11 protein-coding genes are annotated in these 11,892 nt (G+C 69.2%); 4 read left to right on the top strand and 7 right to left on the bottom strand.

Annotation, left to right across the window (positions count from 1 at the left end):
• Positions 1 to 12: 12 nt before the first annotated feature.
• A complete protein-coding gene (locus ABE434_RS04570; RefSeq protein ID WP_346477986.1) occupies positions 13 to 909 on the bottom strand; it encodes a LysR family transcriptional regulator in 897 nt (298 codons plus the stop codon).
• Positions 910 to 1,013: 104 nt separating this feature from the next.
• Between ABE434_RS04570 and ABE434_RS04565 the strand changes: the two genes are divergently transcribed.
• Entirely contained in the window at positions 1,014 to 2,090 is a 1,077-nt protein-coding gene (locus ABE434_RS04565; protein ID WP_346477985.1) for a YeiH family protein, read from the top strand.
• A 33-nt stretch (positions 2,091 to 2,123) separates the two neighbouring features.
• Positions 2,124 to 3,506, top strand: coding sequence for an ATP-dependent RNA helicase DbpA (dbpA, locus tag ABE434_RS04560; RefSeq protein ID WP_346477984.1), 1,383 nt, complete (start codon positions 2,124 to 2,126; stop codon positions 3,504 to 3,506).
• 184 nt (positions 3,507 to 3,690) lie between these two features.
• Here the strand turns inward: dbpA and ABE434_RS04555 are convergent, their stop codons facing one another.
• Positions 3,691 to 4,227, bottom strand: a complete 537-nt coding sequence (locus ABE434_RS04555; RefSeq protein WP_176989778.1) for an adenine phosphoribosyltransferase — start codon at positions 4,225 to 4,227, stop codon at positions 3,691 to 3,693.
• Between the two features lie 305 nt (positions 4,228 to 4,532).
• On the opposite strand from ABE434_RS04555, the gene ABE434_RS04550 reads away from it, so the two are divergent.
• Together ABE434_RS04550 and ABE434_RS04545 are read left to right on the top strand one after the other, a co-directional pair.
• Positions 4,533 to 6,992: a membrane-bound PQQ-dependent dehydrogenase, glucose/quinate/shikimate family gene (locus tag ABE434_RS04550; RefSeq protein WP_346477983.1), complete on the top strand. Its 2,460-nt coding sequence runs from the start codon at positions 4,533 to 4,535 to the stop codon at positions 6,990 to 6,992.
• A 96-nt stretch (positions 6,993 to 7,088) separates the two neighbouring features.
• On the top strand, positions 7,089 to 7,943 hold the full coding sequence (locus tag ABE434_RS04545; protein ID WP_346477982.1) for an IclR family transcriptional regulator C-terminal domain-containing protein: 855 nt from the start codon (positions 7,089 to 7,091) through the stop codon (positions 7,941 to 7,943).
• A gap of 6 nt (positions 7,944 to 7,949) precedes the next feature.
• On the opposite strand, the gene pcaC is transcribed toward ABE434_RS04545, so the two are convergent.
• From pcaC to pcaH, 5 genes are all read right to left on the bottom strand, one after another.
• On the bottom strand, positions 7,950 to 8,342 hold the full coding sequence (pcaC, locus tag ABE434_RS04540; RefSeq protein WP_346477981.1) for a 4-carboxymuconolactone decarboxylase: 393 nt from the start codon (positions 8,340 to 8,342) through the stop codon (positions 7,950 to 7,952).
• A gap of 49 nt (positions 8,343 to 8,391) precedes the next feature.
• Positions 8,392 to 9,168 (bottom strand): 3-oxoadipate enol-lactonase, encoded by a 777-nt coding sequence (gene pcaD / locus ABE434_RS04535; protein ID WP_346477980.1) that lies wholly within the window; start codon positions 9,166 to 9,168, stop codon positions 8,392 to 8,394.
• Positions 9,169 to 9,183: 15 nt separating this feature from the next.
• Entirely contained in the window at positions 9,184 to 10,536 is a 1,353-nt protein-coding gene (locus ABE434_RS04530; protein ID WP_346477979.1) for a 3-carboxy-cis,cis-muconate cycloisomerase, read from the bottom strand.
• A gap of 68 nt (positions 10,537 to 10,604) precedes the next feature.
• Positions 10,605 to 11,168, bottom strand: a complete 564-nt coding sequence (gene pcaG, locus ABE434_RS04525; RefSeq protein WP_346477978.1) for a protocatechuate 3,4-dioxygenase subunit alpha — start codon at positions 11,166 to 11,168, stop codon at positions 10,605 to 10,607.
• Between the two features lie 4 nt (positions 11,169 to 11,172).
• A complete protein-coding gene (gene pcaH / locus ABE434_RS04520; RefSeq protein ID WP_346477977.1) occupies positions 11,173 to 11,883 on the bottom strand; it encodes a protocatechuate 3,4-dioxygenase subunit beta in 711 nt (236 codons plus the stop codon).
• Between the last annotated feature and the right edge of the window lie 9 nt (positions 11,884 to 11,892).

The following is an 11,892-nucleotide window of genomic DNA, read 5'->3' as shown; positions in this document are numbered from 1 at the left end:
CAACCGCGTCGCTTACTCCCGACCGAACGCGTCCGCAGGCAGCCCCAACAGTGCCCGCAGCGGCGGGGGCACCCGTTTGCCCGGATGCCGCACCACCCAGAGCTGGCGCGACATCGGCGGCACCTGCGTCTCGACGATCGTCAGGCTGCCCAGCGCGATCAGATCGGCCACGGCATGTCGCGACAGGCAGGCCAGCCCGAGGCCAGCCGCGGCGGCCTGCTTGATCGCCTCGGTGCTGCCCAGCTGCATCGAACGGGCGAAGTGGTGCAGGTGCGGCAGCAGGGCCTGTTCGACCGCCTCGCGGGTGCCCGAACCCGGCTCGCGCAGCAACCAGCGCGCCTGCGCCAGCGCAGCGAGGTCCATGCGATCGGGCACGGATCCCGCAGCGGCCACGATGACCAGGTCGTCGCGCTGCCACGGCAGCACCTGCAGGCCACTTTCGTGGCAGGGGCCTTCGATCAGGCCCAGATCCACCTCCAGGCGCTGTACCGCGGTGACCACGTCGGCGCTGTTGCCGATCCGCAGGTCGACCTGGGCCTGCGGGGTGTGGCTCATCAGTGCCGAGACGCGGGCCGGCAGCAGGTAGTTGCCGATCGTGGTGCTGGCCCCGAGCCGCAGCAGCAGGGGCAGCGGGCCGGCGTTGGCCTGCCCCACTCCCGCCACCCGCTCCAGATCGGTGGCGGCCACCAACAGCGCACGGGCGGGATTGAGCAGCGCCCGCCCCTGTGCGTTCAACACCAGCCGACGCCCGATCCGGTCGAACAAGGGGCTGGCCAGCTGGTTCTCGAGTTCATTGAGCGCGGCGCTGGTGGCCGACTGCGACAACGCCAGCTGCGCCCCGGCGGCAGCCGTGGTGCCGGCGTCGGCGATGGAGACGAACACCTGCCATTGGCGGAGGGTGAGATGCATGTGACCTATTAACGCATCAAGCGGGTTGAAATAACACGAATAATGCGTTTTACAGGTTGATCAGTGTCGCGCAGGCTGGGCCTGTGAACCCACCGGAGACCACTGTGAACACCGCTGCCGCCGCCCTGCCCTCACCCACCATCGCCCAGCGCTGGCGCGGCCGTCTGCCCGGCCTGCTGCTGACCGCGGCCGTCGCTGCCGCCGCCACGGGCCTGGCGACGTTGCCGTGGCTGCAGGCGCACGGGATCAGCGCCCTGACCCTGGCCATCGTGCTCGGCATCGCCGTGGGCAACACCTTCTACCCCCGCCTGGCCGCCCAGGCCGGTGCCGGGGTCGGATTCGCCAAGCACTGGCTGCTGCGCGCGGGCATCGTGCTGTACGGGCTGCGCCTGACCTTCCAGGACATCGGCCAGGTCGGCGCCAGCGGCGTGCTGATCGATGCGCTGATACTGACCAGCACCTTCGCGCTGGCCTGGTGGGCCGGTACGCGGTGGTTCGGCATCGACAAGGAGAGCGCCCTGCTGATCGGCGCCGGCAGCGCGATCTGCGGTGCGGCGGCGGTGATGGCGGCCGAACCGGTGGTGCGCGGGCGCGCCGAGCAGGTGACCGTGGCCGTCTCGACGGTGGTGGTGTTCGGCACGCTGGCGATGTTCCTGTATCCGGCGCTGTACCAGCTCAACCTGGCGCACGGCTGGATTCCGATGAGCGCGCAGGCGTACGGCGTATTCACCGGCTCGACCGTGCATGAGGTGGCCCAGGTGGTCGCTGCCGGGCGCGCGGTGAGTGCGCCGGCGGCCGACACCGCGGTGATCGCCAAGATGGTGCGGGTGATGATGCTGGCGCCGTTCCTGATCGGGCTGTCGATGCTGCTGGCACGGGGCCGCACGGGCGCCGCTGACGGCCAGCGCGCGAAGATCGTGGTGCCCTGGTTCGCGTTCGGCTTCGTGGCCGTGGCCGGGCTCACTTCGCTGCAGCTGCTGCCGGCGGCCGTCGTCGGCGCCGCAGTCGATCTGGACACCGTGCTGCTGGCGATGGCGATGGCCGCGCTCGGCCTGACCACGCACGCCTCGGCACTGCGCAGGGCCGGGATGAAGCCGCTGCTGCTCGCGCTGCTGCTGTTCGGCTGGCTGCTGGCGGGCGGGCTGGGGATCAATCTCGGCGTGCACGCGCTGCTGGGCTGAGGCACGCGGGGCGGACTTCTGCGACACTACCGCATGTCTGAATTCTCCTCCCTGCCGCTGAAACCAGCGCTGCTGCCCGGCATCGATGCCATGGGCTATACCTCGCTCACCCCCGTGCAGGCCCAGAGCCTGCCGGCCATCCTCGAGCGCCGCGATGTCATCGCACAGGCCCCCACCGGCAGCGGCAAGACCGCGGCCTTCGGCCTGGGCCTGCTGCAGGCGCTGGATCCGTCCGTGACCCGCGCGCAGGCGCTGGTGCTGTGCCCGACCCGCGAGCTCGCCGACCAGGTCGGCAAGCAGATCCGCAAGCTGGCCACCGGCATCCCGAACCTGAAACTGCTGGTGCTGACCGGCGGCATGCCGCTGGGCCCGCAGCTGGCCTCGCTGGAAGCGCACGATCCGCAGGTGGTCGTCGGCACCCCCGGGCGCATCCAGGAACTGGGCCGCAAGCGCGTCCTGCACCTGGGCGGCGTGACCACCCTGGTGCTGGATGAAGCCGACCGCATGCTCGACATGGGCTTCGAGGAGCCGATCCGCGAGATCGCCGGCCGCACCAGCAAGGACCGCCAGACGCTGCTGTTCTCGGCGACCTTCCCGGATGAGATCCGCGAGATCGCCCGGGTGCTGCTGCGTGACCCGGTGGAAGTCACCGTGGAAGGCGCCGACCATGCGCCGGCGATCCGCCATCTGTTCTGCGAGACCGAGCTGGCGCTGAAGCAGAAGGCGTTGGCCGGCCTGCTGCTCAAGTACACGCCGGAATCGGCCGTGGTGTTCTGCAACACCCGCCGCGACGTGGACGATGTCGCCATTTCGCTGCAGCAGTTCGGGTTCTCCGCGCTGCCGCTGCACGGCGAAATGGAACAGCGCGACCGCGACGAAGTGCTGGTGCGTTTCGCCAACCGCAGCTGCAACGTGCTGGTCGCCAGCGACGTCGCCGCCCGCGGGCTGGATGTGCAGGACCTGGCCGCGGTGATCAATTACGAGCTGCCGACCGACATCGAGACCTATGAGCATCGCGTTGGCCGTACCGGCCGCGCCGGTGCGACGGGCCTGGCGATCAGCCTGGTGACCCATCGCGAGCGCAGCCGTGCCGATGCGCTGGAAATGGCACAGGGCAAGCCGCTGGACTGGCAGAAGACGCCGCTGGCGACCGCCCGCCCGCCGGTGCTGCCGCAGGCCGCCATGACCACGCTGCGCATCGACGGTGGCAAGACCGACAAGCTGCGCCCCGGCGACATTCTCGGTGCGCTGACCGGCGACGCCGGGCTGGCGGCCAAGTACATCGGCAAGATCGATATCTACGCGACGCGCTCGTACGTCGCCATTGCACGCGAGCAGGCCGGCCGGGCGATCGCCCAGCTGGAGGCCGGCAAGATCAAGGGCCGCCGGTTCCGCGTGCGGAAGATGGATGTCTGAGCGGTAGAGCCGACCGTGGGTCGGCTGATCGCTTAAACGTGTGGTAGAGCCGACCGCTGGTCGGCTGCGCCTTCGTCGGGGCGTTTGAGGTGCCAGCCAGCGGCCGGCACTACGAGATGATGCATGGGCTGCCGGCCAGCGGCCGGCACAACCGGACGCGGCCGGGTCGCCGCGGATTCCGCGATCAATAGACCAGGTTGGCCAGCAGTGGGACGTCACTCGTCCAGCGTTCGCGGCCGCCGAGGCCGGCCAGTTCCACCAGCACCGCTGCACCGACCACCTCGACCTGCAGCTGACGGGCCAGCGACAACGCGGCCAGCAGGGTGCCGCCCGTGGCCAGCACGTCATCGATCACCAGCACGCGCGCGCCGGCCGGCAGGGCATCGGCGTGCACTTCAATGCTGTCCGTGCGGTATTCCAGGGTGTAGTCCTGGCGCAGCACCTTGCCCGGCAGCTTGCCCGGCTTGCGTACCGGCACGAAGCCCACGCCCAGCACCCGCGCCATGGCCGCGCCCAGGATGAAGCCGCGCGATTCGATGCCCATCACCGCCTGCAGGTTGGCATCGCGCCAGGGCGCGACCATCGCATCGATGGCCGCCGCGAAATCCGGACCATCGGCGAGCAGCGGCATGATGTCCTTGAACAGGATGCCCGGCTTGGGGAAATCGGCGATGTCGCGCAGGCGGCCGGCCCAGGCGGGCGTGGCGGAAGACTCGGTCATGGGTCTGGAAACGAACAGGGTGGCATAGGGTAAACGCTTCGGCCGGGGGCTGCCGGGCCCCGGCATCACGGCACCGCTGCGTTCCAGCGATGGCGTCGTCCGCTCACCTCGAATTCGCACACTCGTGCGATAATCGCCCTAACTGGTTGTTCACCCCGCTTCCGCGATAAGCAGCGAAGCGTCCTGCGCGCCTGGCCATGGCCAGGGACACCGGATGACACGACCAACGGTCCCCGCCACGCACGGCGCGCGCGGGCCTGACCGGTGCCGGCCGGCATCGGATTTCCTGTAGAGGTTCATGCGACGTGGACGAGAACACGAAACGGTCGGCCTTCGGCCGCACTCTGGTGGTCCTTCTTGGCATCGTGGTGATGCTGTTCGGCCTGGCGCTGCTGGTAGGCGGCATCCGTCTGGTGCAGCTCGGTGGCAGCTGGTATTTCCTGCTGATGGGCGGCGCATCGCTGCTGGCCGGCCTGCTGCTGGTCCTGCAGCGACCGCTTGGCGCGGGACTGTACGGCGTGGCGTTCATCGGCACGGTGGTGTGGGCGCTGGCCGATGCCGGGCTGGCATTCTGGCCGCTGGTCTCGCGACTGGTGATGCCTGCCGTGCTGGCGATGCTGGTGGCGCTGGCCTGGCCGACGCTCAAGCGCAGCCGCGGCGAACCCGCCGGGCGCTCCGCATACGCCGTCGCGGCACTGCTGCTGGTCGGCCTGCTCGGCACGGCGGTCTCCGCCTTCCAGCCGCGCCCGGTCGTCACCGCGCAGGGCGCGCGACCGGCCGTGGTACCGGTCGCCAAGGGGAGCGAACAACGCGACTGGATGCATTGGGGCAATACCACTGCGGGCACCCGCTTCGCCGCGCTGGACCAGATCACCCCGGCCAATGTGGCGCAGCTGCAGGTCGCCTGGACCGCACACACCGGCGATGTGCCGCAGAGTGATGGCTTCGGTGCCGAAGACCAGCTCACGCCGTTGCAGATCGGGCAGACCCTGTATCTGTGCACGCCCCACAACCGGGTGATCGCGATGGACGTGGACAGCGGCCAGCAGCGCTGGGCCTTCGATCCCAAGGCGACCGCACCGAACTGGCAGCGCTGCCGGGGCCTGGGTTACTTCGACGCCAGGCTGCCGTTGAACGGCGTGCCCACTGTAGCGCCTGCCGCAGCGATGGCTCCTGCCGCATCATCGGCTCCTGCCGCACCGGAAGCACCGGCCGCCGCCTTGGCGGGCACCGCGCCGGCGATCTGCGAAAAACGCATCCTGATGACCTCCATCGATGCCCGCCTGTTCGCGCTCGATGCCGCGACCGGCGCGCCGTGCGCAGACTTCGGCGACAACGGCGTGGTCGACCTCAAGCGCGGCATGGGCGAGATCAAGCCCGGGTTCTACACCCTCACTGCTGCGCCGCTGGTGGCCGGTGAACTGGTGATCGTCGGCGGCCGCGTGGCCGACAACATCGAGGTCGGTGAGCCCTCCGGCGTGGTGCGCGCCTACAACGTGCGCACCGGTGCACTCGCATGGGTCTGGGATCTTTCCAAGGAAACCCCGGACGTGCCGCTGGATCCCTCGATCCATTACACCCGGGCCACCCCGAACGTATGGACCTCGATGGCCTATGACCCGCAGCTGGGCCTGGTCTATCTGCCGACCGGCAACACCACGCCGGACCAGTGGGCCGGCGAACGCACCCCGCAGGATGACAAGTACAGCTCGGCGGTGGTGGCCCTGGATGTGGCCACCGGCAAAGAGCGCTGGGTGTACCAGACCGTGCATCACGATCTGTGGGATTACGACCTGCCCGCACAGCCGACCCTGACCGATGTGCCCGATGGCAAGGGCAGCACCCTGCCCGCCCTGCTGCAGGTCACCAAGGCCGGCCAGGTGTTCATGCTCAACCGCGCCACCGGCCAGCCGATCACCGAGGTGCGCGACATCAAGGCGCCGCAGGGCAAGGCCGATGGTGAGCGTTATTCGCCGACGCAGCGCCTGTCGGTCGGCCTGCCGCAGATCGGTGCGCAGACCCTGACCGAATCGGACATGTGGGGCGCCACGCCGATCGATCAGATGCTGTGCCGCATCCAGTTCAAGGGCTTCCGTTACGAGGGCATGTTCACGCCGCCGGGCGAAGACCTCGCCCTGCAGTGGCCCGGTTCGCTGGGCGGCATGAACTGGGGCAGCGCCTCGGTGGATCCGACCACCGGCTACCTGTTCGTCAACGACATGCGCCTGGGCCTGTGGACCAAGCTCATTCCGCGCGCGGAAATGACCGAAGGCGCGGGCGGGGTGGAAATGGGCGCGGCCTCGCAGACCGGCACGCCATACGGCTCGCTGCGTGATCGCTTCCTGTCCAAGCTGGGCATCCCGTGCCAGCAACCGCCGTTCGGTACGATGTCGGCGATCAACCTGGCCACCCACGAACTGGTGTGGCAGGTGCCGGTCGGTACGGTGAAAGACACCGGCCCGATGGGCATCAAGATGGGCCTGCCGATTCCGATCGGCATGCCGACCCTGGGCGGCTCACTGGCCACGCAATCGGGCCTGCTGTTCTTCGCCGGTACGCAGGACTACTACCTGCGCGCCTTCGACAGCCGCACCGGCGAAGAAGTCTGGAAAGCACGCATGCCGGTGGGCAGCCAGGGCACGCCGATCACCTATGTGTCGCCGAAAACCGGTCGCCAGTACGTGGTGATTTCGGCCGGCGGTGCACGCCAGTCGCCGGATCGCGGTGACTACGTGATCGCCTACGCGCTGCCGATGACACGCTGAACCTCGTGCGCCACGGTCCACCGACCGTGGCGCGGCGACTTCGCTTCGCCGCGTGCAGCCCTTACCATGCACGATCACCGAGCACGAACCACCGCCATGTCTGCCGCACCTCCCAGCCGTCGTCCCAAGCGCGCCCCTGCCCCACCGCAGGATCGCGGGCTCAGCCACGAGCTGATGCAGCAGATCCAGGACAACCAGGGCGATCCGGATTTCATGACGTCCCTAGGCCGTGGCCTGGTCGTGCTGAGTGTGTTTTCACAGCACCCGCGCGAAGTGACGATGTCCCAGATCAGCACCGAGACCGGCATCTCCCGCGCGGCCGTACGGCGTGTGCTGTACACGCTGGAGAAGCTGGGCTACGTGGGCGAACAGGGCCGTGGCTTCGTCCTGCTGCCGCGCGTGCTTGGCATCGGTGGCGCCTACGTTGCCTCTTCGTCGATGACCGCCGCCGCCCAGCCGGTACTGGATGCACTGCGCGACGATGTGCATGAATCCTGCTCGCTGGGCGTGCTCGACGGTGACGACGTGCTGTATGTGGCCCGCGCCGAAACCGTGCGGATCATGTCGATCGGCCTGCGTGCCGGCAGCCGCCTGCCGGCGTACTGCACCTCGATGGGCCGCGTGCTGCTGGCAGCGTTGCCGCGCGACACGCTGGAAAGTTACCTGGAACGCAATCCGCTGCGTCCGCGTACCGAGCGTACCGTGACCCGCATGGAGGACTTCCTCGACATGCTGGATCGCGTGCGCCACGAAGGCGTCTCACTGGTGGACCAGGAGCTGGAGATCGGGCTGCGCTCGATCGCGGTGCCGGTGCATGCGCGCAATGGCACCGTGGTGGGAGCGCTCAATATCGGCACCCAGGCCGGACGGATCAGCCTGGGCGTGATGCAGTCGCAGCTGCTGCCGCGGCTGCGCGAAGCGGCACAGCGCTTGGGCAACCTGCTGCATTGACGCCGGTCAGCCGGCCTGTTCGCCGGCCTGCTCTTCGAGGATCGGCTTGGCCAGTGCGAAGGCGTGGTTGGCGGCGGGCACGCCGCAGTAGATCGCGGCCTGCAGCAGAGCTTCCTTGATCTCCTCCGGGGTGACGCCGTTGTTGCGGGCGGCGCGGATGTGCAGCTTGAACTCTTCGTCGTGGCCCAGCGCCACCATCATCACGATGGTCAACAGCGAGCGCGTATGCCGCGGCAAGCCATCTCGGGTCCAGACCGTGCCCCATGCGGTGCGCGTGATGAAGGCCTGGAACTCCTCGGTGAAATCGGTGCGTGCCTGCAGCGAGCGCTCCACGTGCGCTTCGCCGAGCACGGCGCGGCGTACGGCGAGGCCGGCTTCGTATCGTTCCTGTTCGTCCATTGTGGGGTACTCGTTCTGAGGAAGAGGCGTGCCGACCCGCGCGGGCCGGTCAGCGAAGGTGGGCGGCGAGCGCTGCGGTGAACGCGTCGGCGGATTCGATGTTGCAGATGTGGCGGCCAGGCACCGCGATGGCGTGGCCATCGGCCACGCCCTGCGCGATCGCATCGAGATCCGCCGGAGGGCATACCGGATCGTCGTCGCCGGCGATCGCCAGGGTCGGCACCGTGATGCGTCCCAACAGGCCGCGGAAGTCCGCCGTGGCCACGGCATGGCAGCAGCCGATGTAACCGGTCACGCGGGTGGCGACGAAACGCTGCAGGATGTCCTCCACCACGGCGGGCTGCGCCTGGGCGAAGGCCGGGGTGAACCAGCGCTCGGCCGTCCCCTCGCGCAGCGGCAGCAGGCCGTCGCGCTGCACCTGGGCGATGCGCGCCTGCCAGCTTTCCAGCGTGCCGATCTTGGCGGCCGTGGCGGCCACGGTCAGGGTCTGCAGGCGCGCTCCGGCGTGGACGCCCAGCCACTGCCCGGTCAGCCCGCCGATGGAGAGCCCGCAGAAATGGCTGCGCTCCACGCCCAGGTGGTCCCACAGCGCGAGCACGTCCTCGCCCAGCGCCGCGACGCTGTACGCACCCGGCGGCGCGCTGGACTGGCCATGACCACGGCGGTCGTAGCGCAGGATGCGGAACGTCGCCGACAGCGCGTCGACCTGCCGGTCCCACATGTGCAGGTCGGTGCCCAGCGAGTTGCAGAACGTCAACCACGGCGCGTCGGCCGGCCCGTCGATGCGGTAATGCAGGCGGTGCGACTCCAGCTCAAGAAACGGCATGCAACACTCCAGGCATCAGGGGGAACCGCGCTGCGCCAGCACGCGATCAATCCAGGTATCGGCCATGCCACGCCAGCTGTCCGGCGCGAACAAAGCATCCAGTTGCGTCGGCGAGAGCTGCGCGGTGACCTCGGGCATCTGCGCCAGCACCTCGCGCAGGTGCCGCGACTGCGCGAGCGCCTCGCGCGCGGCCTGTTCCACCAGCGCATGCGCGGCCGATTTACCCAGTGTCTCGGCCAGGGTGACGGCCACCGCCTCGGCGTAGAGCAGGCCACCATGGCTGTCCAGGTGATCCTGCATCCGCGCACGGTCAAGCTGCAGGCCCTGCACCACCACGGTCACCTGGGCCAGGCTGCCGGCGCACAGGCGCACGATCTCCGGCACGGTTTCCCACTCGGCATGCCACTGCCCTGCGGCGCGCTCGTGCGGCTGCGGCATCGCCACGAACAACGTGGACAACAAGCCCGGCACCCGGCTGGCCGCGGCGATCGCTGCCACGCAGCCGACCGGGTTGCGCTTGTGCGGCATCGCGGAGGAACCGCCCTTGCCCTCAGCGGCCGGCTCGAACGCCTCGGCCACTTCGGACTGCATCAGCAGCACGATATCCGTGGCGATCTTGCCCAGCGTGCCGGTCAACAGGGCGAACACGCTGCCGAACTCGGCAACGCGATCACGCGCGGTGTGCCAGGGCAAGGCCGGCACCGGCAACTGAAGCTCCTCGCCCAGCGCCTGCGCCACGTCCAGGCCGCGCGTCTGCAGCGACGCCAGCGTCCCCGCGGCGCCGCCGAACTGCAGCACCAGCGTATCGGCACGCAACGCCTGCAGGCGGCGCTGGCTGCGCTGCAGTGCATCGAGCCAGCCGGCGGCCTTCAGGCCGAAGGTCACCGGCACCGCCTGCTGCAGCAACGTGCGCCCGGGCAGGCCGGTATCGCGTTCGGCATCGGCCAACGCGCCCAGGGCATCGCACAGCCGCTGCAGGCGGTCCTGCACCCACCCCGATGCGGTACGCAGCTGCAGCACCGCGCCGGTATCGATGATGTCCTGGCTGGTCGCGGCCCAATGCACCCACCGTGCGGCCTCGGCGCTGTCCCGCGCGACCTGCGCGGTCAGCGCCTTCACCAGCGGGATGGCCGGATTGCCGGCCAGCGCGGTTGCTCGGCCCAGCGCGGGCACCTCGTACAACTCGGCCCGGCAGGCCGCTTCGATCGGACCCAGCGCGTCAGCGGGGATCACCGCACAGCGCACCTGCGCCCGCGCGAGCGCGGCTTCAACGTCGAGCATCGCCTGCAGCCGTGCGGTGTCGGTGAACACCGCATCGACCTCCGGTGCACCGAACAGGCCACCGAGCAGGGAACAGGAATCGCTCATCACGCGTCATCCATCCAGTAGAGGAGCCAGCTTACCCGCGCCCGGTCGGCGCGACATACACGCCAGCATCAGTAATCGAAGAAGACCGTTTCCCGTTCACCCTGCATGCGCACGTCCCAGTGGTACAGGCCATTGCCCTGCGCCTGTGCGATGAGGGTGGAGCGGCGCTCGGCCGGCACCAGCGCCAGGATCGGATCGTCGGCATTGCCGGGCGCATCGCTGAAATACAGCCGCGCACTGGCCGCGCGCAGCAGGCCGCGCATGAAGACCAGCACCATCAGGTGCGGCGCCTGTGCCTGCCCGCTGGGCCCTGCCACGCTGCCGGGGCGCACGGTGGTGAACGCGAAGCGGCCGTGCTCATCGGTCGGCACCCGGCCCCATCCGTCGAACGCCGGATCGTGGTCGGCGTGCCGCGGGTCTTCCGGGTGTGCATAGATGCCCTGCGCATCGGCCTGCCAGATCTCCAGCACGGCATCGGAGACCGGTACGCCCAGGCCGTCGAACACCTGCCCCTGGATCTGCACGCGTTCACCCTGCGCCTGTGCCGGTGCGATGTCGGTGCGGTACAGCGGCTCCAGGCCCAGCCGGTAGTACGGGCCCACGGTTTGCCACGGAGTGGATTGGAAACTCATCTGCTTACTCCCACACGGTCATCTTGCGGCCACGCAGGACGATATCGAAACGATAGCCCAGCGCGAACTCGTTCTCGGTGGTCTCCCAGTCGAAGGAGGACACCATGCGCGCGCGGGCCTTGGCATCGTCCACGCAGTTGTAGATCGGGTCGAACTCCAGCAGCGGATCGCCGGGGAAGTACATCTGCGTGACCAGACGTTGGCCGATGCCCTCGCCATGCAGCGAGAAATGGATATGCGCCGGCCGCCATGCGTTGAAGTGGTTGCGCCACGGATACGCACCCGGCTTGATCGTGGTGAAACGGTAACGGCCGTGCTCATCGGTAAGCACTTGGCCGGTGCCGGTGAAATTGGGGTCCAGCGGCGCATCGTGCTGATCGCCTTTGTGCAGGTAGCGGCCGGCGGCGTTGCACTGCCACACCTCGACCACGCGGTTGCGGACCGGGCGGCCGTTCTCATCCAGCACCCGGCCGCTGACTACGATGCGCTCGCCCAGCGGCTGGCCCTTGAAGCCGGCGGTCAGGTCAGCCGCGTGCTTGCCCAGGGTGATGCGGTCCAGGGTGGGCCCGGTCACTTCGGACAACGTGGCCGGCATCCGGATCGGATCGCGGCCCGGGCCGCGCAGGCGCGTGGACGCATACGGCAGGTGGATGCGGTCCGGCTGGGTGCCGGGATATAGCCTGCGGTAACCGCGCAGGTCAGTGGGATCGCTCATGGCGTACTC

The sequence above is a fragment of the Stenotrophomonas sp. TWI1183 genome (assembly GCF_039673115.1).
GTDB classification, from domain to species: domain Bacteria; phylum Pseudomonadota; class Gammaproteobacteria; order Xanthomonadales; family Xanthomonadaceae; genus Stenotrophomonas; species Stenotrophomonas maltophilia_AA.
Note: the sequence above shows the minus strand (reverse complement) of the source record. Positions and strands in the feature narration are given on the sequence as shown.

Bases quoted from the DNA above. Each gene is read 5' to 3' on its own strand.
- pcaC (WP_346477981.1), bottom strand. From the start codon at position 8,342: ATGGACGAACAGGAACGATACGAAGCCGGCCTCGCCGTACGCCGCGCC.
- pcaH (WP_346477977.1), bottom strand. From the start codon at position 11,883: ATGAGCGATCCCACTGACCTGCGCGGTTACCGCAGGCTATATCCCGGC.
- ABE434_RS04555 (WP_176989778.1), bottom strand. From the start codon at position 4,227: ATGACCGAGTCTTCCGCCACGCCCGCCTGGGCCGGCCGCCTGCGCGAC.
- dbpA (WP_346477984.1), top strand. From the start codon at position 2,124: ATGTCTGAATTCTCCTCCCTGCCGCTGAAACCAGCGCTGCTGCCCGGC.
- ABE434_RS04545 (WP_346477982.1), top strand. From the start codon at position 7,089: ATGTCTGCCGCACCTCCCAGCCGTCGTCCCAAGCGCGCCCCTGCCCCA.
- pcaD (WP_346477980.1), bottom strand. From the start codon at position 9,168: ATGCCGTTTCTTGAGCTGGAGTCGCACCGCCTGCATTACCGCATCGAC.
- ABE434_RS04570 (WP_346477986.1), bottom strand. From the start codon at position 909: ATGCATCTCACCCTCCGCCAATGGCAGGTGTTCGTCTCCATCGCCGAC.
- pcaG (WP_346477978.1), bottom strand. From the start codon at position 11,168: ATGAGTTTCCAATCCACTCCGTGGCAAACCGTGGGCCCGTACTACCGG.
- ABE434_RS04530 (WP_346477979.1), bottom strand. From the start codon at position 10,536: ATGAGCGATTCCTGTTCCCTGCTCGGTGGCCTGTTCGGTGCACCGGAG.